Genomic DNA, 25838 nt, shown 5'->3' on the forward strand with positions numbered 1-25838 from the left:
TAACGGCTTGCTTATGTTCCCTGCGCGGGCGAACCCGATGCTTTGACCAGAATGACAGGACATTCCGCCCGCGCAACAACGCGATTGGCCACAGACCCCAACACGGCATCGACGAATGCACCACGCCCGTGTGAACCCATGACAATCGCCCCAGCCTGAACCGACCGGCTGTATTGAACAATGCGTTCCGGAGCGAAACCAACCAGTCCATGCGTTTCCAGTTGATGCTAGGTGGCAATGTCGGTATAGCGCGCTATGGCCGCCTAGTGAAAGAGTCGCCGTTCAGGCAGCCTATTTCAGAGGGCGGACGTTCATGCTGTCGCCTAGCGTAGTTGGAGGATAAATGACTACAGTGTCGCGATCCTGGAGCCCGTCGAGTATCTGCGCTTCTTCCGCATTCCGCTGTCCGATCTGGATGATTCGCTGCATGGCTTTCCCATTCTCGACGATAAATGCGCACCAGTGCTCACCGCAACGGAATAGCGCGCCGATCGGTAGCTTCAGTGCGTCGGGCCGTTCCCAGATGACGATGCGGCCTTGCACGTGATACCCATCATTCAATCTTCCAGGTGGATCTACAAGATCCGCGACAATATGGACGCGCTGTTCTTCGACTCCGAGCGCTGACACCTTGGTAAACGCCCCCGGGCCCACTGTTCGCACTGTAGCGTTGACTGCCAAAGGACCACCCCACTCCACTACCAATACGCGCATGCCGGGACTGACCTTGACCGCATCGGTCGATAGCACGTCTACGACGAGTTCATAGCGGGAGGTGTCGGCCAGAAGCATGAGAGCCGTGCCTGCAAGTACCACGCGCTCACTTTGTTGTTCGATGCGCAACAGCACTGTGTTGGCCGGGGCGCGAACTTCAACAGGTTGCCCGGCTTCCAACGCCTTCAGATTTGCCATTGCGACGCGAACGTCGGCTGCGGCCGATGTCTCCCTTGCGCGCGCTGCGGCGAGGTCGCTGGCACTCGAGGCAGACATAGTGCGCATCTGCTCCACTTCCTGTCTTGACATGGCACCGGTGCTCAGGAGCATCTCGCCTCGGTCCATGTTTCGCCGCGCTTGCTCGTAGTCCGCCCGGGCGTGAGCAGCTCGCGCCTGTGCCTCACGAAAGATCGCTTCAGCCGCGTCAACACGGGCCCGTTGGGCAGCTCGCTCCCCCGGCGTCATCGGCACCGGTACCAAGACGGCGATCACCTGGCCGCCCTTAATCTGATCGCCCTCATGCAGTTCAACGCGAAGCAGTCGGCCGGCGATCGGCGCAGTGATGATGTAGCGATCATGCGCACGAATTTCTCCATCTTCGTCAATCGTGACTTGAAGTGGCCCACGTGTGATGCGTCCAGTGTCCACTGTGGCGGGAGTAGGCCAGAGCGCGTACGTGAGCGCCAATGCGAGCACTAACACAGCACTTGCAAGAGCGAGCGTCTTTCGCAGGGCACCACGCTTCATGATTCTCTTGCCTTGAGAACTGCGACGATATCCAATCGTCTGATCTTGGCCCCCACCAGCAGCCCCGAACACACAACCGCCCCACCAGCCACAACGAACGCGTAAGCGAAGGTCGCGGCATGAACCACGAGTGGGAGGCGGTATAAGTCAGTTGCCAGCCGAGCGGAGAGGAGCCCGCACACGCCGTAGCCAAGCAGCAGCCCGGCTGGCAGCGCAATGGCCGTGAGCACGAACTGCTCCCCCAGCAGAATCCAGGCAACTTCGGCCTGCGTGAACCCGAGCACACGCAAGGACGCCAGCTGCTGAACACGTTCGGAGTAAGCGATACGCATACCGTTGAACGCCACGCCAAACGCGATCACACAGGCAAAGGCAAAGTTGATCGACGTGGATAGTCTGACGCTTTCATCCATGATCTTGCGGAAGCTGGCGATAACGGACTGGCGAACCGCCACTGCATTCACCACCGGTAGCTGCTTGAGCGTCGCATACAGGTGCGAAGCCGCATGCCGATCGACGGACAGCCTCGCCCCTGACCAGTTTCCGCTTTCTCCCAGCAGCTTCGCCAGCGCTTGCTGGTCCATGTAGGCGGCGATGCCCACCAGGTCTGCGGACAGATGCATCAGCATGACTTGCTTGGTTTGGCGCTCTCCTTCGAGCACTTCGATCGTGACCGCATCACCGGGTTTTATGCCAAGCACCGCGGCAAGTCTGGCCGAGACCACCAAGCCATCCGGAGGCATATGCAACGGTCTGCCCTCATCATCGACCAGCCTGTGCAGATCGGCCTTCTGAGCGATTCCGCTCAACGAGACGCGCCGAGACCGATACCCCGCGGATAGCTTGACCGGTACATCGCGAAACCCCTCAACCTTCAGCACGCCGGGCAGACGCTCGAGCGCGTAGGTGGCGCGGTGGGATAACGGTTGGGAAAAGGCCACTGTCACATCCTGGCGCTCGATTTTCTGAAATTGGGTATCGAAAAGGAAATCGATCGAATCGAAGAAGAACCCGCCGACGACGAGAATCGCGCTCGCGCATGCAATGGCCAGAGAACCAAGGAGCGACTTGACGGGCTGGCGCGCGATATTGCGCGCAATCATTCGCCACACCACGCTCAGTTGCCGATACATGCCTGCCCGCTCCACCCAGCCCACTGAAAACGCCGGCGGAACGACTGCGCGAAGCGCTTCAACCGGCATCAATCTCATGGCTTTCGCAGTGCTCGCGATGGCACCGCCTATTGCCGTTCCGAAGCTGATGAAGAACGCCCCGGCCATCGTCGAAAGATCGGCGTGAAACTCGAGATGGGCCAGCCGATAGTACCGGGCATAAAGGTCCGTCAGATGCGCCCCTAACGCCAATCCGCCACCAATACCGACAACGGTGCCTGCGGCAGCCACGACACATCCCAGCTGCAGGTAATGCAGACCTACTGAAAGGTCACTGTATCCAAACGCCTTCATCAAGCCGATCTGTGAGCGTTGTGTATCAATCAACCGGGTCAACGCGTTCTGCAACAGAAACATCGCGACAAGAAAAAAGATGGCCGGCACATAGGTGGCAGTCACGCGGTTCTGTGCGATCTCATCGGTAATGAATCGATTCGATATCTGGTTTTCCCGGCTGATTGTTCCAAGTCCGCCGTACGGCAACAACATTCGATCGATCTGTGCGATGAGGTGCGGCGCAGGCACGCTGCCATCGAGAGACAACACGAGATCATTGAAAGCACCATCCATGCGGAACGCTGCCGAAACCGCATTCGTTCCCATCCACACCACGCCGTAATGGCGGTTGTCCGGGAAGATGGAGCCTGCGCCTGCCTCGTAGACATACTCCGGGGAGATTGCAAGACCAACAATGTGCAGACGCTTCCAGCGGCCGTTCAGGATGGCGCTGAAGTATTGGCCCGCTCGCAGGCTGTTGGCATCTGCGAAGGCTGCGCTGAGCAACACCTCGTCCTCTCGGCCCGGCGATATGTATCGGCCGCTTTGAAGATGCAGAAGGTTGAGCGCGGGCCAACCGAGTTCCGGTATCGAAACGAGGTGCGCCGTGGCTGGCTCGGAAAGGCCGGGTATGTCGACGGTGACATCTGACACCACGCGCGCGTCCACATGTGACACTCCAGGCAATGCAGCAACGCGCGAGGCTGTCTCGAGTGGGGCGCGCTTCAGATGCACGAAGAGATCGGCAAAACGGTACGACGCGTAGTACTCCTGCTGAGCGTTTAACAACGCCAGATACGTGCTGCGCATCGCAACAAACGTGGCGACGCCGCATCCGACAACCAGGACTGCAGCCACGACCTGCGCACGCATTTTCCAGAGATCCCGCCAGAGTAGCCGGGCAAGCATATTCACCATGCCAGATCCCTCACTCGGGCACGCCGCGCGTTGCGGCGGTGTTCGACAATGGTGCCGCTGCTCATACGAACGACGCGGTCCGCCATCTCCGCGATGACGGCGTTGTGCGTGACGATGACGATCAAGGTGCCGAACTCGCGGTTCACCTGTTCAAGTACCTCAAGCACCAGTTGCCCCGTCCGAAAGTCCAGTGCCCCTGTCGGCTCATCGCACAGAAGGACGTCTGGCCGCTTTGCGACCGCACGGGCGATGGCAACGCGTTGCTGCTCACCACCCGACATCTGCGAGGGAAAGTTGTCCGCCAACGCCCCGATCCCGACCCTGTTCAGGGCTTCCTGGGGATCCACCGGATGCTCCGCGATGTCCGTCACCAGTGCGACGTTCTCACGCGCAGTCAGACTTGGAATCAGGTTGTAGAACTGAAAGACAAATCCAACGTGTTCCCGTCGGAATCGCGTAAGGCCTCGGTCCCCCGCGTGGGAAAGATCGTGGTCTCGATACACGATGGAACCGCTCGTTGGTGTATCAAGCCCGCCCATCAAGTTGAGTAACGTGGATTTGCCACTGCCCGACGCGCCGAGCAACACAACGATCTCACCCGACTCAAGTTCCAGATCGACGTGTTCCAGGGCGTGCACGCTCACGCTCCCCATTGGGTAGACCTTACTGACGGCCTGAATGCTGAACACTGTTTCCACAACACACCAACCGGCCAGTTATGGTGATTGTGTTCCAGGCGCCTGGTGGCCATCCTCGATCGGCTTCGGCACTTTGACCAGAATGACAGGACATTCCGCCCGCGCAACAACGCGATTGGCCACAGACCCCAACACGGCATCGACGAATGCACCACGCCCGTGTGAACCCATGACAATCGCCCCAGCCTGAACCGACCGGCTGTATTGAACAATGCGTTCCGGAGCGAAACCAACCAGTCCATGCGTTTCAAAGGGAATGCCCGCATTGCCGAGAATGGCAACAACAGAAGCCATGGCCTTGGCACTCTCCTCCTGATGCCAAGCGGCAATGTCGGACTGCCCGAGAAACGACTTCACTTCTCCACTGACCTCTGGCGTGCAATGAAGCACATGCACAATGATGTCTTGCGTAAGCAGTTTGCGGCCCGCTATGCAACGCGCAGCCGCGTCTGAATAAGCGGAGCCGTCTGTGGCCAACACAATGGTCTGCGTCATTTCGGTACCCTCTCCGAATCGGCGGATACTCCCAACGTACTGCATGCGCCGCCCGACACGCTGATCTCGATCAATGGATCCCGAGACGGCCCTTTCACGCAGACCGCCCAACCATGGCGCAGACCAGCCGAACTCGGCGAAGCAACACTGGGCAGCAGCTCAGCGCTCCGCTTCCGTTCGGGCATTTTTAGAGGGCGATGCAGTTGATTCCGGTCGCCGCCAGCGCAAGCGCCTCGTTTGCAGAAGGTGCCGCCAATCCACTTTGGCGAACCCATACACGAGCGCAAGAAACACGACCTGGGACACGACAAAGTACACGCTCATATAGGCTCCGTCGATCTCGGCCTCTTCGTCCAGATAGCGGGCGCCGATCTGGGCAAGGTGCGTCCAGGTCAGGTAGCTCATCCAACGGCCAACGAAGAACGGAAGTCCGATCAACCAAAGCCGCATCCCAGTCAAACCGTAAGCAATGAAGATGTAGTTGGACGGAAAGGGGCTGAACGCGTATGCGAGCATCAGCCCGACCGTCATACCCTTGCGGTCTTCCAGCCAGGCGCGCACCACGTCGATGTTCTGACGGTCCGCTTCGCGCATCCAGCGGTTGCGCACGAGCGCGCAAGAGAGCTGCGCGAGCAACAACCTGCCGAGAGTGGCTGCGCAAGCGGCAACACCCGCAAGAAGGACTGGATTGGCATCGGGTTGCGAGAAGCCGATCCACGACATCACCATCCACGTCGGCGGCGCAAAGGCCGGCATCACGTTCAGCAACAAGACGGTCGCAAACAATGCAAGCAGGTTTGACATGACGATCAAGCCTCCGCTCCGAGCACATGGAACAGCTCGTCTTCTTGAGCGCAATGCAGCCGCAGGATGGCATCGAGCCCATACAGCAAGCGTTGCAGCTCGTGCGTCACAGCGGCATCGGGGCCGTCGGAGGAAACATCTGCCACGATGCGGCTCAGCAGGTCCGTCACGCGGAAGATCTCGCGATGCATGGCGCTCATTGCCGCCATCGGGTCATCTCCGCCGAGCAGGCGGGCGACGTCCGGATAGAGTTGCGTATCGTCTCGGCGCTCATGTGGCACCAGAACGTCGGCCAAGGACTGGTTGAGCGATAGCAACGCGGCTTTTGCCGCACTGCCGGCCATTTGGGGCAGCGAGTCCGCGACTACGCGGATCCGGCTCAGAATGGGCTCCAGTTGGGCGTGTTCAGCCTTGAGCCGCTCGACGTCTGCGCAGACGAGTGAACGGGTTGCCGCGTCTTCTGTTGGCCGCAGGGCCCGCAACGCGTTGGCGATTGCCAATACATCGATGACCTCCTGCAGCATGGCGCCTGGCAACGGTGGTAGATAACCGAGCGCTGCGACAACCATGGCTGCCAGCGACAGCGACATGCCGATCATCACGCTCTGCAGCGCGACGCGACGTGTGCGGTGTGCAATCCGGACGGCATCAACGAGCCGATCCAGACGGTCCACCAACAAGACAATGTCTGCGGCTTCCGACGAGGCAGCCGCGCCGCGCGCACCCATTGCCACGCCAATGTCCGCAGCAGCGAGCGCAGGCGCATCGTTGACGCCATCGCCGACCATGATCACCGTGCCGTCGGTGCGGGCTTCCCGAATCGCCGCGAGCTTGGCCGCTGGCGACAGGGCCGCATAGACCTCCGTCACCCCCAACATGGATCCGACCGATTCGGCAACGTCTGCCCGATCCCCGGTCAGCATCGCCTGCCGTGTGATGCCCTCTCGGCGCAGGAGTCGCAGCGCACGGGGTGCCTCAAGGCGAATGCGGTCGATCAACTGCAATGCGCCCGCCAGTTCACCGTCCACGCCGACAAAGACAGCCGACGCGCCGGCGTAGCTCACGCGCTTGACGAACGCTTCCACCCAGGACGGCACGGCGGACGAACCCAGGACATAAGGCAACGAGCCAATGGAAACAACGTGCCCTTCAACGCGGCCGCACACGCCGGCGCCCGGACTCTCGACAACCGCGCTGGGCAGTCGCAGCGTCGCACCCTGTTCGCGCGCGGCCTTGGCAACCGCTTCTGCCGTGACGTGATTCGATGCCTGTGCGAGTGACCCGGCCAGGCCCAGCACAGCATCTGGCGCGTACTGCGGTGCGCATTCCACGTCAACGAGTCGTGCATATCCGCTGGTGAGCGTGCCCGTCTTGTCGAAGAACAGTGTGTCGGCCAAGGCCAGTCGCTCCAGCGCGCTGCCGCCTTTGACCAGTACGCCTCGCTTGGCACAACGCGACAGGCCCGAAACGATGGCGACAGGCACTGCCAGGATGAGCGGGCACGGCGTGGCGACGACGAGCACGGCCAGACAACGCGCCGAATCGCCCGTGAGGATCCAACTTGCCCCTGCCAGGAGAACGGCGACGCCTCCAAAGGCAAACGCGTAACGGTCAGCCAGCCTCACGGAAGGACTGCGCTCGGACTGCGCCGCACTGACCAGCCGGACAACGCCCGCAAACGTACTCTTGTCGGCAGACGCGCTCGCGATCATTTCGAACGCCGCCCCCACATTCAGCACGCCGCTGCAAATGGCATCGGCCGCCGGACGATGGCGGGTAAGCGATTCGCCAGTCAACGTGGATTCATCGAGATCGGCGGGCTCGGACAAGGTGCCGTCCACCGGCACGACTTCGCCGTGCCGCACCAGCAACCGGTCACCGGCTTGCACCATCTCCAGACTGACTTGGCGCCACTGCCCGTCGTCAAAGCGATTGGCGCGCTTGGGCGCATGGCCGAGCAATGCAGTCATCTCCCGTTGCGCACGCGCTTGAGCGAAGTCTTCCAACGCGCGCCCCGTTGCGAGCATCAACGCAATGACCGCTGCGACCAGCACCTCGCCAGACAGGAGCGCAAAGCTGATCGACATCACTGCCAGAATATCCACGCCCGCTTGCCGTCGCATCAGGGCCCGAACAATCGTGACCGCCAGGGCCAGCCAGTTCGGAGCGACGCCAATCAGCCAGAGTTGCCGTGCCAGGACATCGGCACCGAGGTAGCTTGCCCATAACCCCACCGCCAAAGTCAACGCCGACAAGGCAAGCAATACAACGTTGGCGAGCAGGCGCGTGGAGTGCATCGTTGGGTCCCTTGTCGGCGCCGTTTCCATATGCGCTAGATCATGCGACGCAGCAGCCGGTCTTTCAGAATGAACTCGTGCCACAGCGCCGCCGCGGCGTGCAGCCCCACCGCGATATAGACGAGCGTGGCGCCCGACTCATGAACTTCCTTGGCCAAGTGGGCAAATGTCTTGTCCTGCGGAAGCGCCAACGTCACATCCAGCCCGAACGGCTGGATCGGCTTGCCTGCCCAGGCGAGCGCAAGCACACCAAGAACGGGCATCCCGACCATCAGCACATAGAGCACGCCATGCGTGAGCCGCGCAGCACGCTGCACCAACGGTGAACCCGGGACGGGAGGTGGCGCCTGCGTGCCTACCCGGGCGAACAGGCGCAGCACCATCAGCGCGAGCACGGAGAGCCCGGCTGTCTGATGGACCATGAATAGAGCGGCACGCGCGGCGCTGCCCTTCGGGAAGGCATCGAGAATCTCGATCGCCGCCACAGCGATCAACACCGCCAGAACCACCAACCAATGGAGTGACCGCATGACGAAGGCGTATTTCAGTTCGGATTGCATAGCGTTATCCAGAATGTGTTGAGTAGGGGAAGAAGCGGCTGCAGATCAATCGTCAAAGTCCCACATCCGATGCAAATCGAGCTGGAGGCGACTGTCTGCCTCCCACGCGTCCACGTGAGCGAGGCGCTCCGCCAGCACTGCGTCGGCCAGACTGCGGCGTGCCGCAAGAAGTTCAGCGAGGCCCGACTCGCCTGCGCGATACGCGCGCGTTGCACGGTCAGAAGCGCTTCTCTGCAACGTAACGGCTTCCATCTGCGCTTGCGCGCTCGTTCGTTTGCCTTGCAAATTGCCATAGAGCACATCAAATTCCGCGCCTAGCCGACGCTCCGAACCGAGCCTGCGCCGCGCAGCCGCTTCCGCGTCGGCGGCGGCTGCCACGGCCGCCGAGCGCCGATGCGCGGACCCGAGCGGCATCGCAACGCTCACGCCCATGATGCGCTCCGCACCGCCGCGCTCCACCGTGACGAACATACCGACAGTCGGGTCGGGCCGGCGCTCCAGATCTGCGCGCTTGGCCATCTGCAGCGCCTGGGCTTCCTCTGCCATGGCTAGCCGGTATTCGTGGCTATCTTGGATGTACCGGATGCGCAATCGATCTGGTGGATCTTGCGGCAACGCCGGCAGCGCGGCATCGGCGCCGAATGCGGGATGACCCAGGCCAGGGAACCGGGCTTGCAGCTCGGCCTGCGCTGCTTGTTCGGCTGAGACAGCCATTGCCAGCGCAGCTTGCATGCGGGCGCGATCGGCCGCGGCGAGTTCGCCGTCCAGGCGTGAGGCATCGCCCAGTTGAACCCGCCGTGCCGTCAGTGTCGCCAAATCGGCGGCCGCCTTGGCATTCTCCTGCGCAGCCTGGCGGGCTTGCCCCGCGCGCACGGCGCCAAACCAGAGGGCCAAGATCTGGCGCGATGCCTCGTGACGTGCGTCTTTCACGGCAAGCTGGCCGGCCTCGGTCGCCGCATCGGCAAGGTGACCGTCAGCTTGCGCTTTGCCCCATAGCCGCAAGGACCGCTCCACAGCGATCTGCCCTTCGGCATGGCGCTCGGAAGGGTCGCGCACCTGGCGCCCTTGACCAATTGCGCGCACCACGGTTTCCGCGGTGCCGGCGCGGATGCCTTCGGCACGGGCCAGAGCGGCGTCGCGTCGGGCCTCCGCCGTCAATACGTCGGGCGACTGTGCAACGGCCTCGCGCACCGCGTTCTCCGCCGGCAGATAGCTCGGCGAAAATTGCGCCTGCACTGCGGTACTCCAAAACAGCACTGCGCTGACGCCTGCCAATGCGATGCGAAATAGATCCAACCTCATTGCGAATCTCCTTGCCCAGCGGCCGCGCGCGACCGAGGCAACCCAAAGCGTTCAAACAGCAGGGGCAGAAGCAGCAGCGTCAGCGCGGTGGAGGAGATCAGCCCGCCAGATACAACGATCGCCAGCGGCCGCTGAATCTCCGACCCTGGTCCGCTCGCCAGCAGTAACGGAATCATCCCCAGTGCGGTAATGCAGGCCGTCATCAGGACGGGCCGCAAGCGGTCTCGCACGCCCGCGCGTACCGTCTCCGCCATGCTCAACCCAGACTCCAGCAGCGTATTGAAGTGCGAGACCAGTACCACTCCGTTGAGCACCGCGATCCCGAGCAACGCGATGAAGCCGACAGAGGCGGGTACCGACAGGTATTCGCCCGATATCCGTAACGCCGCAATGCCACCCACGAGTGCGAACGGAATGTTGGCGACCACCAGCACCGCCTGTCGCAGTGAGCGGAACGTCAACATCAGCAGCAGAAAGATTGCGCCCAGGGCCAACGGCACAACCAATGCCAAGCGCGCCGCGGCGCGTTGCTGATTCTCGAACTGGCCGCCCCACACCACGCGCAACCCTTTCGGCAGCGTGCCGATACCGCCAACGGCTGACTGCGCTTCCTGCACGAAACCGGCCAGGTCCCGACCATCAACGTTGGCCTGGATGACGGCAAACCGGGCGCCGTCTTCATGATTGATGCGCACGGGCCCATCCACGCGCTCGATACGTGCCAGAGACGTGAGCGGCCACGCTTTGCCGTCCGGTGCCGTCACCAGAAGGTTGGTCAGATTCTCGGGTGCCTGCCGCAAGCCCGCGCCGCCACGCAAGATCAACGGTGTGCGGACAATGCCCTCGGGCACCACGCCAATCCGGTCGCCTTCGATCAGCGCGCGCAGTTGAGCCTGCAGCGCATCACCGGAAAAACCGGCGTGGCCAACCGCAGCCCTGTCGAGCGACACCTTCAGGTATTGCACGCCGCTGTTGCTGGGCGCAATCACCTCAGCCGCACCGGGGATGGTGCGGACCTTGGCAGCGATGGCCTGTGCCGCTGCATCGATGGAGGCAAGGTCATTTCCGAAAAGCTTGATGGCAACGTCGCCACGTGTGCCGGTCAGCATTTCCGAGACGCGCATTTCAATGGGCTGAGTGAACCCGTAGATGACGCCGGGAAAGCGTTCCATCACGCGCCGGATCGCCGCAGCGATGTCCTCCTTGCTGCCGCGCCACTGATCCTTGGGCTTGAGCACCAGGAACGTATCCGTTTCGTTCAGGCCCATCGGATCGAGGCCGAGATCATCCGAACCCGAGCGTGCGACGATCGAACGAATTTCCGGCACCTCCTTGAGCAATGCCTGCTGCACACGTTGGTCCATGTCGAGCGACGCTGCAAGCGAAACCGACGGTGCTTTCTGCAACTGCACGATCAGGTCGCCCTCATCCATCGTCGGCATGAACGTCTTGCCGACCGACATGTACAACACCACGGCCAACGCCAACGCCGCCCCTGCGAGACCGAACACGATGCGGCGATGCGTTGTCGTCCATGCCTGAACTCGCGCAAAACCGTTCGCGACCTTGCGCATCAACCAAGGCGGCTCATCCGCATGCACGAGCAAGAGCAAGGAAGCGAGCGCCGGGACCACCGTAAAGGCAATCACTACGGAAGACGCCAGCGCCAGCACGATGGTGAGCGCCACTGGCCCAAACAGCTTGCCTTCCAGCCCCTGCAATGACAGCAGCGGCAGAAACACGATGGCGATAATCGACACGCCCGACAGCATCGGTACCGCCACCGTTGCCACAGCGTGGCGGATGACCGCACCGCGTAGCGCGGGATCTGTCTTGTGGTCTTGCGCGCGCGCCATGGCCGTCTCGATGTTTTCGACCACGACTACGGCGGCGTCCACTAGCATGCCCAGTGCAATAGCAAGGCCGCCAAGGCTCATCAGGTTGGCCGTCAGGCCCACATAGCGCATCAGGAGGAAGGTCGCCAGCATCGACAGCGGTAGCGTGGCCGCCACCACTAGCGCCGCACGCACCCCACCCAGGAACAGGTACAACGTGATGACGACCAGCACGCTGGCTTCGATCAGGGCGCGCACCACGGTATTGGCCGCACGCGTCACCAGCTCGCCGCGGTTGTAGAAGACGTGGGTCGACATGCCTTTGGGCAACTGCGGGCCGAGCGCATCGAGCCGCGCCTGCACCGCCTCCACCAGTTTGCGAGCATCGCTGCCGCGCAGGCCCAGCACCAGCCCCTCCACCGTCTCACCATTGCCATCTTTGCTGACAGCGCCGTTGCGGGTTGCCTCACCCAGCCGCACGGTTGCCACATCGCCGACCGTGACCGCGGGCGCGGAAGACAGGCTCTGTGCCGGGACCACGACAATCGCACGCAAATCGTCCAACCCACGCACGCCGCCTTCGACCCGCACGACCCAATGCTCGTCTCCGCGATCAAGCCGTCCGGCCCCGTCGTTACGGTTGTTGGCGTCCAGTGCCAGGCGCAATTGCTCAAGGGTGATGCCGCGTGCGCGCAGCCGTGCGGGGTCGGGGGTCACCTCATAGCTGCGCACCTCGCCGCCCAGGGCATTAACGTCTGCTACGCCGGCAACGGTGCGCAGCGCCGGCCGGATCACCCAATCCAGCACGCGGCGCCGCTCGGCCAATGAATGGCCATCGCCCTCCACCGTAAACATGAACATCTCGCCCAACGGTGTGGTGATGGGTGCCAGGCCGCCCACAGCCGTCGACGGCAGATCGCGCGCCAAGCCGGCTAGACGCTCCGACACTTGCTGGCGCGCCCAGTAGACGTCCACCCCTTCTTCAAAATCGACGGTCACGTCGCTGATGCCGTATTTGGACACCGAACGCACGATCGTCTTGTGCGGCAGGCCGAGCAGCTCCTGCTCGATCGGCGTCGAGACACGCTGCTCGACCTCCTCAGGGGTCATGCCAGGCACCTTCAGCACAACCTTGACCTGCGTCGGCGAGATATCGGGAAACGCGTCGATCGGTAGGTTCAGATACGCCCAGACGCCGGCCGCAGCGAGTACGCCAGCCGCGATCAGCACCAGCACGCGTTGGCGCAGCGAGAACTCAATCAGGCGGGGCAACATCACTGTTCTCCCGCAAGCAGGCCTTTGAGCGCGCCGACACCCGTAACCGCTACGCGCGTACCCGCTGGCAGGTTGGCACGAAGGACGGCGATGGCATCGTCTGTACTGGCGACGGCGACTTCCTGGAAGCGAAAGCCCTGCTCGGTGGCGACAAATACCCCCGGCACACCATGCACATAGACCAGCGCAGCCACGGGAACCCGCACCATGCCTGATGCGCTTGCATTGGCCGGCCCGCGCAGCTTGAGCGTAACGCTTACGCTTTCGCCAGCATGCAAGTCCCCGCGCCGCTCCAACGATGCGCGTACGCGCAACCCCGCCGTGCCATCGCCCGAAGGCGCAACACCGATGACGGTGCCGCCCGCACCGCGTTGTGCAACCTCGACGCGGTCGCCCGTGGCCGGTACCGGTATATCGCGGCCGACAAGCAAGTCCAGCTCCAGCGCCGCCGGGTCAACGATCTTGAAAAGCGGTGCTGCGGCTTCTACCCGCGCGCCCGGAACAGCGTTGACTTCGGACACCACGCCGCTACGGTTGGCGACCAACTGCGCTTCTCCGCCTGATCTGACGAACGCGATACCCGTCGAGGCCAGCTCTGCCCGACGCGCCTTCACCATGGCGTTGGTTTCAGCGGCACGCGCCTGCGTTGCCTGCCAGCGGCTTGCGGCGATGATGCCGTCGTCGTACAGCGCCTTGTCGCGGGCGAGCGATTGCTGCGCCAGACGTGCCTGCGAGTTGGCCTCCGTCAGTGCACGGTTGGTCTCGAAGAGTTGCGGGCTCAGAAAGCTTGCCAGTGGCTGGCCCGCGCGGACGGTTTGCCCCACCGACACCAACACCCGGGGCACCATGCCCGCATACGGGGCCGCCACCACATATTGCGCATCCGGCTTGAAGACGACACGTGCGTGCGTGCCGACCTCCAGCCCTGTGGATGCAGCAACTGGGCTGAAGCGAATGCCGAGCGAGCGCGCTTGTTCCACCGATAGTCGCGCTGCCTGAGCAACTGCTTGGGCAGCCGTTTGCTCGAGAGGAAACGCGGTCAGCGCAATACACACACTGGCCGTGAGGATCTTTTTGGAAAACATGCCTGACTCCAATACGCGAAGGCAACGGTAAGGACGCCACCTCCGATTCCGTCGCACACGCGTGTGACGCGGACGACCCACTCTTACGGTGGAAGGCCGGCGAGAAGCGAAGCCGTTACCGCTGCGTAGCGTTAGGCGAGCACAGCGGATCAGAAGACGGTGCTTCCGATGCATTCATCATCGCCAATGCAGACACAAGAGGCTTGTTGCAAGTCAACAAGTTGCGGTGCAACGCGCACGCCGGCCGTCAACCGGGTACGGATCAGGACAGCAGAGGAGGGGCTTGGGCCGGAGGCGGCCGATTGATGCGATCGCGCCAGCGCGCACGCATGGGCGCTGGCCGATAGGCGGGACGTAATGCACCGGCGCAAGCAAGCGCCGCCAGCAGGAAAAACGTCAGCGCGGATATCCCGGCAGACGACGCTGCCCAGAGAAATGCGGCAAGGTCAGCCGGGCCAATGGCCAGCTCGACATCCACCTCGAAGGGTTCTTGGCTGGTCAACACCCAGTCATGGTCACCGATGGCGTTTAGCTCCGCAGAGAGGCGCCCGTGGCCAAAAAGTGTGGATTGAAAATGAGAATCAGCCGCGACAGGGAGCGCTGTATGTACGTGCAGGCCAGCTTGTTTCGGAGTTCCGAGATGGCCGTGCAGAAGCGGGCTTAGCAGTTGCGCCAACACGATGATGAGCAACATGGCTGCCCGAAGCGAGACGCTTGGGGATGCACGTGACATGCGCGAATTGTAGTGCAACTTGTCGTCGTAGCGCGTGCGCTGCAACCAGTGTCGCTTGTTGACTGACCGAGAACACAGCTGGCCAGCAATAGCGCAAACCTCCGCTTGCAGAGTTCAGAAGCCAAAACTGCGGGCCAATCGACCTGAACACCGAGCTAAGAACCCAATCCGCCGCGTTCAGAACTTCGAGCATGGGTCTCCGAGCACCAACGTCGGCCAGAAAAGCCCAGTGGGTTGCTGAAAAAAACAGCAAGCGCTAGGGTAAAAGCCTCGCGCGCCGAGAAAAAACGCTCGCAACCCGTGTTCAGAACGTCGCACGCCGAGGAAAGAGCCTCACCCCCATGCTGAGAAAAGCAGCAGCTACCGGGCAAAAAGCCCCGCGATCGTCGCTCCGAGCCTCGCCCGTGACGCTTTGAGCCGCAAGCACGAGGTTCCGGACTCCATGCTCGTGTAAAGGGGCCGGCAGCACGGACGTATTTGGCGCGCGTGCCAACGTCATTGGGCTCGCTTCAGCACGATTTCTCCGGAGCCTCCCCCTGAGGCAGCAGGCGTGGTCCATCGCAATTCATCTCCGGAGAGCACAAACGGCCTGCGCTGCTCGACCCCGTTCCAGTTCGGGAATGTGCTCGCATCGATGCGAAAAGTGATGGTCTTGTCTGCCTCGTTGACGACGTATCGGCCAAAGTGGGCGATTGAACCCTGCGCCACTGCGCGATATTCGTCGGCGCTGCCTTTCATCCGATCGTTGGAACCATACTTGGGCAGGTCGCTGCGTGAATTCACCAGCGCGTAATGGCCGTGACCATCAAAGATCACCAGGCCCTGGGGATGCGGCCCATACATGGGGGTGCGGCTCCCGTCCGGGTGGACCGTGTCGACCGAGACGTACGTCCAGGCTCCGGCCAGTTGCTCGTCCAGTGATGGTTCGCCGAGTGCAACGCCCGATGGAAGGGTGAGCCCCAGAAGTACCCATCGCGCAATGCTGGTGACGATGATGTCGGGATGTTTCACCGGCGTCTCCTCTACAGAGTCACACGCCGAGGCGCGCGCCGTATCGAGTCCCGATTTCGACCAGCTTTGGCACGTCGGGTGGCATCGAACTGGCCTCATGGTCGATGGCCGTGAACAGGTTCGCCGCCTGGCTGGTGTGGCTGGTGATCGACAGCATTTCAACGCCGCCCGGGCCGCAGCGGAAACTATGTACCGTTCCTGCCGGGAAATGGACAAACGCGCCTGCGGTTGCGGCCAGCGTGGTGCCGTTGCAATTGAATTCAACGTGGCCGGCGAACACGTAGAACGATTCGTCCCACTCGTGGGTGTGTGGGGGCGGGCCACTGCCTTCGGGGCCCTGTTGCAGGAAGACTTCGTAGCCTTGCGTGGCGGCGCGGTCGGCAAGGACCGTGATCTTTTCGCCGAGAACGTTGAGCGCGCGCGCGTAGGTTTGCGGCGTTACAAACAGCGGCTGCGATTCCATGTCGGTCTCCTCGATCGTGTTACGACACAGTGGGGCAGCATGCGGCGGATTGCGTGGCCGGATACGCCCGGGGGCCGGTGCAGTCATGACGCCCAACATCCAGAGGGGCAGAGCAAATTCCACGCCGCCTTCGATGGGCGTTGGATCGGACAGGATCCTGGGCGGCGCAGCGCGTCTTCCGTGCACGAAGATGTTTCTGTTCCGAAACACCGTGCCGACTTCCACCACGCTGTTTTGTTGCCTAGTCTTACGTCACGCCGTTCCCCCGGTACTTCCCGATCTGGAAACCCGCCTACGAAGACAAAGCCTGTCCATGCAAAACCCGACCCTCGTCCCATCGAAAACCGCACTTCTGGTCATGCATTACCAGACCGACATCACGGCGCTGTTCCCCTCGGTCGCCCCAACACTGCTCTCCAACACGCGCCAACTGTGCGACGCGGCGCGGGCTGCAGGCGTCAGCGTGTATTTCGCCAAGTTCCACTTCAGCCCCGGCTATCCGGAAGTCAGCCCGCTCAACAAGAACGGGCAGGGCGTCAAGCAACTGGGGCTGTTTGTGGAGGACCGAATCTCGCCGGAGCTCGGCCGGCAGCCCGGCGAGCCGATCATCATTGCGCATCGCGCCAGCGTGTTCTATGGCACCGACTTGCAGGTGCGGCTCTCGGCGCGGGGTATCGATACGCTGGTCATGGTGGGTATTGCGTCGACGGGCGTGATGCTATCGTCCATGGCCTATGCGAGCGATGCGGATTTCCGGCTCTTCACCGTCAAGGATTGCTGCTACGACCCGGACCTGGTCGTGCACGACCATCTGTTTGCAACGGCGTTTGAGTCGCGCACGACGGTGCTTTCGCTGGCGGAGGCGTTGCGGTTGCTAGCGTAGAGCGGGCAGTCGGGCAGGGCTTGTCGATGGCGTGTGATGACCGCCATCAACTCACCCGCGCATCCTCAGCAGGTCCGCATACGACACCAGCTTGCGCTTGCCCGTGCCCAGTTGCTTGCGTTTTGACGTGGACCGCGCCGGTTTGCCGCGCTCGAACTTGGCGGCGGCGCGTGCGTCTTCCTTGGCGTTGATGCTGGCGGTCTTGGCTTCGGCTTTCAGGCGCTCCGCTTCCAGCCGCGCGGCAACGCGTTCTTCCCGTGCAACGTCCTGCGCAGCGGCGAGAATCTCGGCCTTGAGTTGATCGCGCCGTTGTTTGGCTGCAATGCGCGCGGCCTGCAACTGCTCTTTGCGTTGCCGCAGCCAGTCTTTCCGGCTGACCGGCGCGGGCCGGGCTTCCGGCGGCACACTCAAGCGGAGTGCCCGGCTGGCGGCAACCTTCTCGGCCAGCAGCGTGCGCCGCGTTTTCAGTTTCGCGTCACTCATGGTGCGTGGCCTCCCCGACAGCACATGTGTGCGGCCAATGCACCAACAGTGGGGGAATGTTCAAGAGGCTCATGCCGCCAACCGTACCATAGGCGCCCACGTTGCGTAGACCCGAACGGCCAGGAGGCGGGGCGCGCACGTCCTTGGACTGCCACGAACCCCGGGTGAAATCGATCCGGTTACACGCCCTCGATCGCCGAGACGGCCGCACGCAGGGCCAGCAGATAACTCTGCACCCCGAAGCCGCAGATCTGCCCACGGACGATGTCGGCAAACACCGAGTGATGCCGGAACGGCTCGCGTGCGTGGATGTTGGACATGTGCAGTTCCACGATGGGGCACGTCAGGATCGCCAGCGCATCGCGGATGCCGTAGCTGTAGTGCGTCCAAGCGCCTGCGTTGATCAGCACAGCGCTCTGGCCTTCTTCGAATGCGCGATGAATGCGCTCGCACATCGCGGCTTCGCTGTTCGTCTGGAACGACTCCACTTGCACGCCCAGTTCGGCGCCCAGTGCTTGCAGTTTTGCGTCGATCTCGGCCAGCGTGATCGTCCCGTACTGCACGGGGTCGCGTTTGCCGAACATGTTGTGGTTGATGCCGTGGAGCATCAGGATGGATTTCATGCGGGCCTCCATGGCCGTCCAAGGTGAGGGCACGATCGAGACCGGCCTATAGGTCGATCGCGGCGAGCACACCGCGACCGACCGCGCTGCGTCAGAACTTGTGGCGCACGCCCAGCATCACGCCCAGGCGCGAGTTGTTGCCGTACAGGTTGCCGGAGTTGTTGAACGCGGCGGCGCTGTCCAGCGCAATCCAGCCGCCTTTCAGGTGCGTGTAGTCGACTTCGGCGTACACGTCAGTTCGCTTGCTGAACGCGTAGTCGAGCATGCCGGCGGTGGTCAGGCGTTGGCCGCTGGTGCTGAGGTGGCGCATCCAGTCGTACTGCACGGTGCCGATGAAGCTCAACGGGCCGGAGAGGGGCACCTTTGCGCCAACGTAGGCGACCTGGTTCTTGTAGTCGGCCACGTCGAGGCGGCTGTTCGTGTAGCCCAGGTACCACGTGGCGATCGACGTATCGAGCTTGCCGCCAAAGCCCCAGACCGTCTGCTTGCTTGCCAGTGCGGCCGGCACGGCGCCGAAGAACGCGGAGGACACGTCATGCGTGACCTGATACACCGCGCCCACTTCGGCAGAGCCCATGCTGTAGACGATGGAGCCCGCGCCGGCCGAGCTCTTGCTCACGCTGCCGGCCGCCTCGCCAAACGTCCATGCGCCGGCCAACTGCAGGCCGCCGAACGACTTGATGTACTTGATCGTGTTGTCGTAGCGCAGGCCGGTGTAGTTGCCGCCCTGGTAACCGACGATGGAGTTGTTGGCAAACGCCATCGCTTCATACGAAGACAGCACTTCGTGCGCCAGCGTGTATTGACGGCCGAGGTAGAGCTTGCCGTAGTCGCTTTCCAGGCCGACCACAGCCGTGCGCCCGAACAGCCGGCCACCTTGCTGGCTCACGCCGGTATCCGGGGCGAAGCCCGATTCCAGGATGAACAGGGCCTTGGTGCCGCCACCCAGGTCTTCCGTGCCGCGCAAGCCCCAGCGGCTGCCGGTGAGTACGCCGTCGGTCATTTGCAGATTGCTGTTGCCCGCGGCGTTCTCGTGCGTGCTGTAGCGGATGGTGGTGTCGATCAACCCGTAGAGCGTGACACCGCCGGTGCTCTGTGCTGCAGCCGGCAGACTCGTGGCTCCGAGTGCCAAGGCGGTGATGATTGTTTTACGCATGGCTCCCCTGTCTCCTTTTCGATGTGGTGGGTGCGGAAATTGGTTGCTGCGTGTGCAGCGTGCGCGTTGGGTGATGCCGCCCACGGCTGCGCGTGGCCGTGGGTGTTGAAGTCGGGCGTTGTTGTTGTTGTTGTTGTTGTTGTTGTTGTTGCTCTGTGCTCAAGCCGGGTTGAATGCGGGCAGCCCCAGGAGCGCCCGTGCCTGTGCAGGCGTGGCGACGGCGCGCCCGTGCTGTTCGCACAGGCTGGCAACGCGGCTGACCAGTTGGGCATTGCTGGTGGCCAGCGTGTCTTTGTCCCAGCGGATGTTGTCTTCCAGTCCGGTGCGGCAATGGCCGCCCAGTTCCAGCGTCCACTGGTTGACCGTGAGCTGGTCGCGGCCGATGCCGGCGGCGGTCCAGGTGGCGCCCGGCAGTAGCTTCTGCAACTGCGCCACTTCGAATTCCAGGATTTCGCGGCGCGCGGGCAGGGCGTTGCGGATGCCGAAGACGAACTGCACATGCGGCGGCGCCGCGATCAGGCCTTCCGCAACGAGTTGCGCCGTGCTGTAGAGCATTGCCAGATCAAAGATCTCGATCTCGGGCTTGATGCCGAAATCGCGCATGGTCGTGGCCAGCGTGCGCACGAAGTCGGGCGGGTTCTCGTACACGCTGGTCGGAAAGTTGACCGAACCCGTGGCCAGCGATGCCATGTCCGGGCGCAAGTACAGCATGGCGCCGCGTTGTGCCGCTTCGCGTCCACGGCCACCCGTGGAGAACTGCACGATCATCCCAGGGCAGTATTTGCGGATGCCTTCCTGCACGGCGGCAAAGCGCTCGGGGTCGGAGCTGGAGTTCTGCGCCTCGTCGCGCACGTGCACGTGGACCAGCGTTGCGCCCGCTTCAAAGCTGGCGTGCGTGCTCTCGACCTGCTCGGCCACGGAAATCGGCACGGCAGGGTTGTCCGCCTGGCGCGGCACGGAGCCCGTAATGGCAACGGTGATGATGCAAGGGTCATGCATGGCGTGGTGTCTCCAATCGTGTGTGTTGTGTGGGCCGCTCACTCGGCGTGTGCTGCGCCGTTGCGGCTCAGTTGCGCCTGCACTGCCATGCGCACCGCGGCGTTGGCCATGCCGTAGCCCGTGTAGCCATCGCGCTGGACCAGTTCGAAGAAGAAGCGCTCGTGGAACGGCTCGGTGTAGGCGTGCAGGAAATCGCCCTGGGCATCGCGGTCGTAGAGCAGTCCGTCGCGTTGCAGGCGTGCGATGAGCGTGTCGTCCAGGCCGAGCCTGGCGGCCACGTCGTCGTAATAGTTGTCGGGCACGTGCAGCATGCGGGCCGCAGCGCGGTCGATCGATTCGACGGTCTCGAACAGGCGAGGGGTGCGAAAGGCAACGTGGTGGATGCCCGAGCCCGCATAGGCGGTAATGAAGCGCCCCGTTGCCGTGCGCCCGCTTTCCGATACGTTGAGCGTGACGCGCACGCGCTGGTCTGGGCTCACCACCGCGCGGCTCTTCACCAGGCCATACGGGTCGGGGATCTCGTGCACGGTGCCGCCACTCATGCCGAAGATGGTGCGGTAGAACAACACGAAGCTATCGAGACGGTGTGCGGGCAATGCCTGTGCAATGTGGTCGATCGACGTCAACCCCGTGGCTTCGCTGCCGATATCGGCAGCGGCATGCGGGTGCAGGACGAAATCGCTTTCGTAGATGCTGCGGTCGGCGTCGCGATCGTCGATCAGATAGAACAGCATGCCGTCGGGGGCGCGCAGCGCCGGAATGGTGCGCTCACGCGGGCCCACCGGGCTGCGCCACTCGTGGCAGTGCAGTGCGCGGGCGCGCTCCATTGCGCGGCTGGCGTCGTCCACCTTCAGCCCGATCGCGCACACCGATGGCCCGTGCAGCTGGAAATGCTCTGACGCGGCACTGTCCTGCTCCATGTTCAGGATCACGTTGACGTGGCCCTGCCGATAAAGATCGACGGCCTTGGAGCGGTGGTGCCCAGCGTAAGTAAAGCCGAGTGCACGCAGGCGCGTCTGCAACTCCTGCCCGGCCGCGGCATCCACGGCAAATTCCAGGAAGTCGACGCCTTCCAGGCTTGCGGGGGCGGGCAGTGCGGCGCCGCCGGCTTCGGATTCCAGCCAGATCAGCGAGCGGATGCCGTCCTGCGCCGTGAGGCGGGCCGGCGCCGAGCGGAATTCGTCATTGAAGACCTCGAGGGACAGCGGCCCGGTATAGCCCGCAGCCAGCAGGTCGCGCGCAAAGTCCACCACCGGCAGGTCGCCCTGGCCGGGGAAGTTGCGGTGGTGGCGGCTCCACGACAGCACGTCCATTGACAGCTTGGGTGCATCCGCGAACTGGACGAAGAAGAGTTTTTCTGCCGGGACCTCGCCGAGGCCTTCCAACGAGTCGCCCAGCGACAGCGTGTGAAAGCTGTCAAGGATCAGCCCGAGCGCGGGATGGTCCGCCTGCTTGACGATCTGCCAGGCCTGGCGCCAGTACCGCGTGTGCCGGGCCCAGGCAAGCGCCTCGTACCCCACGCGCAGGCCGCGCTGCCCCGCGGCCTCGGCCATCAACCGAAGATCGGCGGCCGCAAGCGACGGATCATCGATGGCGATGTCCTGCACGTTGCTGCAGACCAGGACGTTTTCCACGCCCAGTTCCGCCATGACGTCGAACTTGCGCTCAGCGCGGGCCAGGTTGCGGGCCAGCTGCTCGCGCGGCATCGCCTCGAAATCACGGAACGGCTGGTACAGCATGATCGCGAGCCCGAGGTCGGCCGCCATGCGGCGCACGCTGGCCGGCGAGCCGTCGAAATTCAGCAGGTCGTTCTCGAAGATCTCGATGCCGTCAAAGCCCGCCGCAGCGGCCGCTTCCAGCTTTTCCGGAAGCGTGCCGGACAGGCACACGGTGGCGATGCAGGTGGGGTGGCGTCGCAGGTTTGGCGAACTCATGATGGGGCGGCGGTCGGGAGATGGCCGAAGCGTAGGCGGACGCCCCTCACCCATACAAGCACCATTCGCGCACCTGCGTGCGATCAGCGTACAATCACGCGCACATATCGCTCGTACTTAGGGTTATCGCCATGACCGTGAAGAAGGAACCGTTGAGCCGGCGCGACTGGATTGCCGGTCTGGAAAAGGGGCTGGCCATCCTCGAGGCGTTCGACCATGAGCACCCGAGACTGACGCCCACGCAAGCCGCCGAGCTGACCGGCCTGACGCGCACGGCGGCGCGCCGCTACCTGCTGACGCTGGAGCACCTGGGGTACACCACGAGCGAAGGCACGCTGTTCAGCCTGACGCCGCGCGTGCTGAAGGTGGGCTGGTCGTATTTCGACTCCGCCCGCCTGCCGCGGACCGTGCAGCCGTTCCTGCAGCAGATCACGGCGGCAGTGGGCGAGGTGGCCTACCTGAGCGTGCTCGACGACTGGGAGTTGGTTTTCATCTCGCGCACCAGCACGAGCCGCGTCATGAGTACGGGCTTCGTGCTCGGCGCGCGCGTGCCGGCGCCGCTGGCCGCGGCCGGAGTGATGATGCTGGCCGCGGAGCCCGAGGAGAAAGTCCAGGCGTGGCTGGAAACCTGCGTGCTGACACCGTACACGCCGTACACGATCCTGCAGCGTGAGCGCCTGCTCGACGAGATTCGCAAGGCGGGCCGGCAGGACTACGCGGTGGTCGAGCAGCAGTTGCAGATCGGCGTGCGGGGTGTGGCGGTGCCGCTGCGCGATCGGCATGGCAACGTCGTCGCGGCGCTGAGCGTGAACATGCAGATCGGCGAGGAAAGCGCTGAACACGCCGTGCAGCGGGTGCTGCAGGCGCTGCAGGACACAGCGCTTTCAATCATGCGTGTGCTGTAGCCTGATGCGCACTTTCGCCAATCCCCCAGGAGCGCACCGACAGCGTGCCTGACTCGGAAAAACCCTTGGGTCGTGCGTTATTCGCACAATGCCGTGCGATGATCGTTCGTCGGCAGGCGTTGTTCGCTTGTGCCGGCTATCCCACCGGACTACGCTGCGTTCCGTGTTGAAGACGGCCAGCCGCCGCCACGCACAAAAAAATATTTGGAGACAACCATGACCGCAGCCAGTGCCCGCGAACCCCAGGGCAGTCACCAGTCGAAAAAAGCCGCTGCCAGCGGCTGGATCGGCTCGGCGCTCGAGTACTACGACTTTTTCATCTACGCCACCGCGGCGGCGCTGATCTTTCCGCAGATCTTCTTCCCGAAGGGCGATCCGAAGACAGCCATCATCGCGTCGCTCGCCACTTATGGCGTGGGTTACGTGGCCCGTCCCATCGGCGCGTTCGTGCTCGGCCACCTGGGCGACACGCACGGGCGCAAGAGCGTACTGCTGTGGTGCATGTTCCTGATGGGGTTTTCGACCATCGGCGTCGGCCTGCTGCCGACGTATGACCAGGTCGGGCTGCTGGCGCCGGCGCTGCTGGTCATCATGCGCCTGATCCAGGGCTTTGCCGTGGCCGGTGAGATCTCGGGCGCCAGCTCGATGATCCTGGAGCACGCGCCGTTTGGCCGACGCGGTTTCTTTGCCAGCTTTACGCTGCAGGGCGTGCAGGCCGGGCAGATCCTGGCGGCCGCCGTGTTCCTGCCGCTGGCGCACTACATGCCGGCCGAGCAGTTCAATAGCTGGGGCTGGCGCATTCCGTTCCTGGCGAGCTTCGTGGTCATCATCGCGGGCTACATCATCCGCAAGGAAGTGCACGAAACGCCGGCTTTCACGGAAGAAAAGCAAACCGAGCGTCCCCGCTCGCCGGTCGTTGACGCCTTCAAGTACAGCACGCCCGACATGCTGCGCGTGGTTTGCATGGCGCTGATGAACGTGATTCCCGTCGTGGCCACCATCTTCGGCGCGGCTTATGCCGTGCAGCCGGCCTATGGCATCGGTTTTGCCAAGGACGTGTATCTGTGGATCCCGGTGGTGGGCAACATCGTCGCCGTGCTGGTGATCCCGTATGTCGGTGACTTGTCCGACCGCATCGGCCGCAAGCCCCCCATCGTGATCGGCTCGCTGCTGGCCGGCTTGCTTGCCTTTGCCTATCTCTACGCCATCAGCATCAAGAACGTGCCGCTTGCGTTCGGTATGTCGGTGCTGATGTGGGGTGTGGTCTACCAGGGCTACAACGCGGTGTTCCCGAGCTTCTATCCGGAACTGTTCCCGACCCGCACGCGTGTTTCGGCCATGGCGATCTCGCAGAACGTCGGCACGGCCATCACGGCGATGCTGCCGGCCCTGTTCACGGCCGTGGCGCCCCCGGGTGCCGCCAACATCTGGCTGATCGTCGGTGCCATCGCCTTTGGTGTGACCGTGATTGCCGCCATCGCCGCACTCAGCGCCCGTGAGACGTATCGCATCCACATGGATGATCTGGGCCAGCCGAGTGCGCAACCGGTGGATAAGGCCGAGTACGCTCGCCAGCGCGCCGGCGCCCTGACCGCTTGACCCGAGTGACTGTTTGCAACGCACGCACCGTCTGACCATGATTTCAGGAAAGAGCACCCTCATCGCCCACATCGGCTACCCGACCGAGACGTTCAAGTCGCCGATGATCTACAACCCGTGGTTTGAGCAGAAGGGCATCGACGCCGTGGTGGTACCCATGGGCGTGAAGGCGGAAGACTACCTGCAGAGCTTCGCGTCGATCATGCGCTTCACCAATCTGCGCGGCGCCCTGATCACCATGCCGCATAAGGTGACGACGGTGGGCCTGGTCGACGAGGTGACGCCGGCCGTGCACATTGCCGGCGCGTGCAATGCGGTGCTCAAGCGCCCTGACGGTACGCTGCTGGGCGATCAGTTTGACGGTGCGGGCTTTGTGCGCGGCGTGCTGCGCAGGGGCCGGCAACTGAAAGGCGCGCGGGTGTTGATCTCCGGCGCGGGCGGCGTGGGCTCTGCGATTGCCGCCTCGCTGGCCGCAGCTGGCGTGGGCGAACTGGCGCTGTACGACACGCGTGCCGAATCGGCTGAATCCCTGGGCCGGCGTCTGCGCGAGCACTATCCGGCGCTGGTGGTGCGTACCGGTTCGAATGATCCGGACGGCTTCGATGTGGTTGTCAACGCAACGCCCATGGGCATGAAGGAAGACGACCCGCTACCGTTCGATGTGGCGCGCATCGCGCCCAGCTGCTTCGTCGGCGAGGTGGTCATGAAATCGGAATACACGCCCCTGCTACGCGCGGTGCGCGACAAGGGCTGTGAAGTCCAGGTGGGCACCGACATGCTGTTCGAGATGATTCCGGCTTACCTGGAGTTTTTCGGCTTCGGCCACGCCACGCCGGAAGAACTGCGGCTCACCGCTAAACTCGCGTATTGA

General features: G+C 63.3%; 22 protein-coding genes and 1 pseudogene. 4 read left to right on the forward strand and 19 right to left on the reverse strand.

What is annotated here, in order from left to right; all coding sequences use genetic code 11:
- Positions 1–11 precede the first annotated feature (11 nt).
- From NG900_RS14685 to NG900_RS14750, 14 genes and pseudogenes are all read right to left on the reverse strand, one after another.
- A pseudogene (locus tag NG900_RS14685) lies at positions 12–218 on the reverse strand (universal stress protein); the annotation flags it as partial.
- Between the two features lie 73 nt (positions 219–291).
- Positions 292–1461, reverse strand: a complete 1170-nt coding sequence (locus tag NG900_RS14690) for an efflux RND transporter periplasmic adaptor subunit (RefSeq protein ID WP_252681617.1) — start codon at positions 1459–1461, stop codon at positions 292–294.
- Positions 1458–3827 carry an ABC transporter permease gene (locus NG900_RS14695; RefSeq protein ID WP_252681619.1) on the reverse strand — a complete coding sequence of 790 codons (2370 nt, stop codon included), beginning with the start codon at positions 3825–3827 and terminating at the stop codon, positions 1458–1460. Before NG900_RS14695 ends, NG900_RS14690 begins: the two co-directional genes overlap by 4 nt.
- Positions 3821–4525 carry an ABC transporter ATP-binding protein gene (locus NG900_RS14700; protein WP_252681621.1) on the reverse strand — a complete coding sequence of 235 codons (705 nt, stop codon included), beginning with the start codon at positions 4523–4525 and terminating at the stop codon, positions 3821–3823. The genes NG900_RS14695 and NG900_RS14700 overlap by 7 nt, the downstream gene beginning before the upstream one ends.
- Positions 4526–4543: 18 nt before the next feature.
- Positions 4544–5020, reverse strand: a complete 477-nt coding sequence (locus NG900_RS14705; protein ID WP_252681623.1) for a universal stress protein — start codon at positions 5018–5020, stop codon at positions 4544–4546.
- Positions 5021–5179: 159 nt separating this feature from the next.
- Positions 5180–5824, reverse strand: coding sequence for a hypothetical protein (locus NG900_RS14710; RefSeq protein ID WP_252681625.1), 645 nt, complete (start codon positions 5822–5824; stop codon positions 5180–5182).
- Between the two features lie 5 nt (positions 5825–5829).
- Complete coding sequence (locus NG900_RS14715; RefSeq protein WP_252681627.1) at positions 5830–8121, reverse strand: heavy metal translocating P-type ATPase; 2292 nt, start codon at positions 8119–8121, stop codon at positions 5830–5832.
- Between the two features lie 35 nt (positions 8122–8156).
- Complete coding sequence (locus tag NG900_RS14720) at positions 8157–8681, reverse strand: cytochrome b (RefSeq protein WP_252681629.1); 525 nt, start codon at positions 8679–8681, stop codon at positions 8157–8159.
- 45 nt (positions 8682–8726) lie between these two features.
- On the reverse strand, positions 8727–9983 hold the full coding sequence (locus tag NG900_RS14725) for a TolC family protein (protein ID WP_252681631.1): 1257 nt from the start codon (positions 9981–9983) through the stop codon (positions 8727–8729).
- On the reverse strand, positions 9980–13093 hold the full coding sequence (locus NG900_RS14730; RefSeq protein WP_252681633.1) for an efflux RND transporter permease subunit: 3114 nt from the start codon (positions 13091–13093) through the stop codon (positions 9980–9982). The genes NG900_RS14725 and NG900_RS14730 overlap by 4 nt, the downstream gene beginning before the upstream one ends.
- Complete coding sequence (locus NG900_RS14735; protein ID WP_252681635.1) at positions 13093–14178, reverse strand: efflux RND transporter periplasmic adaptor subunit; 1086 nt, start codon at positions 14176–14178, stop codon at positions 13093–13095. The genes NG900_RS14730 and NG900_RS14735 overlap by 1 nt, the downstream gene beginning before the upstream one ends.
- Positions 14179–14440: 262 nt before the next feature.
- Positions 14441–14872, reverse strand: a complete 432-nt coding sequence (locus tag NG900_RS14740) for a hypothetical protein (protein ID WP_315862372.1) — start codon at positions 14870–14872, stop codon at positions 14441–14443.
- Between the two features lie 534 nt (positions 14873–15406).
- On the reverse strand, positions 15407–15922 hold the full coding sequence (locus NG900_RS14745; protein ID WP_252681637.1) for a lipocalin-like domain-containing protein: 516 nt from the start codon (positions 15920–15922) through the stop codon (positions 15407–15409).
- Between the two features lie 19 nt (positions 15923–15941).
- A complete protein-coding gene (locus NG900_RS14750; protein WP_315862373.1) occupies positions 15942–16613 on the reverse strand; it encodes a cupin domain-containing protein in 672 nt (223 codons plus the stop codon).
- An 85-nt stretch (positions 16614–16698) separates the two neighbouring features.
- Between NG900_RS14750 and NG900_RS14755 the strand changes: the two genes are divergently transcribed.
- A complete protein-coding gene (locus NG900_RS14755; RefSeq protein WP_289813808.1) occupies positions 16699–17268 on the forward strand; it encodes a cysteine hydrolase family protein in 570 nt (189 codons plus the stop codon).
- A 51-nt stretch (positions 17269–17319) separates the two neighbouring features.
- Here the strand turns inward: NG900_RS14755 and NG900_RS14760 are convergent, their stop codons facing one another.
- From NG900_RS14760 to NG900_RS14780, 5 genes are all read right to left on the reverse strand, one after another.
- Entirely contained in the window at positions 17320–17751 is a 432-nt protein-coding gene (locus tag NG900_RS14760) for a hypothetical protein (protein WP_252681643.1), read from the reverse strand.
- A 179-nt stretch (positions 17752–17930) separates the two neighbouring features.
- Positions 17931–18374 carry a type II 3-dehydroquinate dehydratase gene (aroQ, locus tag NG900_RS14765; RefSeq protein WP_252681646.1) on the reverse strand — a complete coding sequence of 148 codons (444 nt, stop codon included), beginning with the start codon at positions 18372–18374 and terminating at the stop codon, positions 17931–17933.
- Positions 18375–18465: 91 nt separating this feature from the next.
- Positions 18466–19530 (reverse strand): porin, encoded by a 1065-nt coding sequence (locus NG900_RS14770; RefSeq protein WP_252681647.1) that lies wholly within the window; start codon positions 19528–19530, stop codon positions 18466–18468.
- Positions 19531–19689: 159 nt separating this feature from the next.
- The gene (locus NG900_RS14775; RefSeq protein WP_252681650.1) at positions 19690–20529 is read right to left on the reverse strand and encodes a 3-oxoadipate:acetyl-CoA acetyltransferase; all 840 of its coding nucleotides are present in this window, start codon (positions 20527–20529) and stop codon (positions 19690–19692) included.
- 38 nt (positions 20530–20567) lie between these two features.
- Complete coding sequence (locus tag NG900_RS14780; protein ID WP_252681652.1) at positions 20568–22463, reverse strand: bifunctional sugar phosphate isomerase/epimerase/4-hydroxyphenylpyruvate dioxygenase family protein; 1896 nt, start codon at positions 22461–22463, stop codon at positions 20568–20570.
- A 137-nt stretch (positions 22464–22600) separates the two neighbouring features.
- Here NG900_RS14780 and NG900_RS14785 point away from each other — a divergent pair, with 137 nt between their 5' ends.
- From NG900_RS14785 to NG900_RS14795, 3 genes are all read left to right on the forward strand, one after another.
- A complete protein-coding gene (locus NG900_RS14785) occupies positions 22601–23368 on the forward strand; it encodes an IclR family transcriptional regulator domain-containing protein (RefSeq protein ID WP_252682167.1) in 768 nt (255 codons plus the stop codon).
- Positions 23369–23584: 216 nt separating this feature from the next.
- Complete coding sequence (locus tag NG900_RS14790; protein ID WP_252681655.1) at positions 23585–24967, forward strand: MFS transporter; 1383 nt, start codon at positions 23585–23587, stop codon at positions 24965–24967.
- Between the two features lie 37 nt (positions 24968–25004).
- Positions 25005–25838 carry a shikimate dehydrogenase family protein gene (locus NG900_RS14795; RefSeq protein WP_252681658.1) on the forward strand — a complete coding sequence of 278 codons (834 nt, stop codon included), beginning with the start codon at positions 25005–25007 and terminating at the stop codon, positions 25836–25838.

The sequence above is a fragment of the Ralstonia soli genome (assembly GCF_023955655.1).
GTDB lineage: Bacteria > Pseudomonadota > Gammaproteobacteria > Burkholderiales > Burkholderiaceae > Ralstonia > Ralstonia soli.

Coding starts and splice junctions, on each gene's coding strand:
- NG900_RS14725 (WP_252681631.1), bottom strand. CDS start 9,983: ATGAGGTTGGATCTATTTCGCATCGCATTGGCAGGCGTCAGCGCAGTG.
- NG900_RS14690 (WP_252681617.1), bottom strand. CDS start 1,461: ATGAAGCGTGGTGCCCTGCGAAAGACGCTCGCTCTTGCAAGTGCTGTG.
- NG900_RS14790 (WP_252681655.1), top strand. CDS start 23,585: ATGACCGCAGCCAGTGCCCGCGAACCCCAGGGCAGTCACCAGTCGAAA.
- NG900_RS14780 (WP_252681652.1), bottom strand. CDS start 22,463: ATGAGTTCGCCAAACCTGCGACGCCACCCCACCTGCATCGCCACCGTG.
- NG900_RS14695 (WP_252681619.1), bottom strand. CDS start 3,827: ATGGTGAATATGCTTGCCCGGCTACTCTGGCGGGATCTCTGGAAAATG.
- NG900_RS14795 (WP_252681658.1), top strand. CDS start 25,005: ATGATTTCAGGAAAGAGCACCCTCATCGCCCACATCGGCTACCCGACC.
- NG900_RS14770 (WP_252681647.1), bottom strand. CDS start 19,530: ATGCGTAAAACAATCATCACCGCCTTGGCACTCGGAGCCACGAGTCTG.
- NG900_RS14760 (WP_252681643.1), bottom strand. CDS start 17,751: ATGAGTGACGCGAAACTGAAAACGCGGCGCACGCTGCTGGCCGAGAAG.
- NG900_RS14720 (WP_252681629.1), bottom strand. CDS start 8,681: ATGCAATCCGAACTGAAATACGCCTTCGTCATGCGGTCACTCCATTGG.
- NG900_RS14710 (WP_252681625.1), bottom strand. CDS start 5,824: ATGTCAAACCTGCTTGCATTGTTTGCGACCGTCTTGTTGCTGAACGTG.
- NG900_RS14715 (WP_252681627.1), bottom strand. CDS start 8,121: ATGCACTCCACGCGCCTGCTCGCCAACGTTGTATTGCTTGCCTTGTCG.
- NG900_RS14730 (WP_252681633.1), bottom strand. CDS start 13,093: ATGTTGCCCCGCCTGATTGAGTTCTCGCTGCGCCAACGCGTGCTGGTG.
- NG900_RS14740 (WP_315862372.1), bottom strand. CDS start 14,872: ATGTTGCTCATCATCGTGTTGGCGCAACTGCTAAGCCCGCTTCTGCAC.
- NG900_RS14705 (WP_252681623.1), bottom strand. CDS start 5,020: ATGACGCAGACCATTGTGTTGGCCACAGACGGCTCCGCTTATTCAGAC.
- NG900_RS14775 (WP_252681650.1), bottom strand. CDS start 20,529: ATGCATGACCCTTGCATCATCACCGTTGCCATTACGGGCTCCGTGCCG.
- NG900_RS14735 (WP_252681635.1), bottom strand. CDS start 14,178: ATGTTTTCCAAAAAGATCCTCACGGCCAGTGTGTGTATTGCGCTGACC.
- aroQ (WP_252681646.1), bottom strand. CDS start 18,374: ATGAAATCCATCCTGATGCTCCACGGCATCAACCACAACATGTTCGGC.
- NG900_RS14755 (WP_289813808.1), top strand. CDS start 16,699: ATGCAAAACCCGACCCTCGTCCCATCGAAAACCGCACTTCTGGTCATG.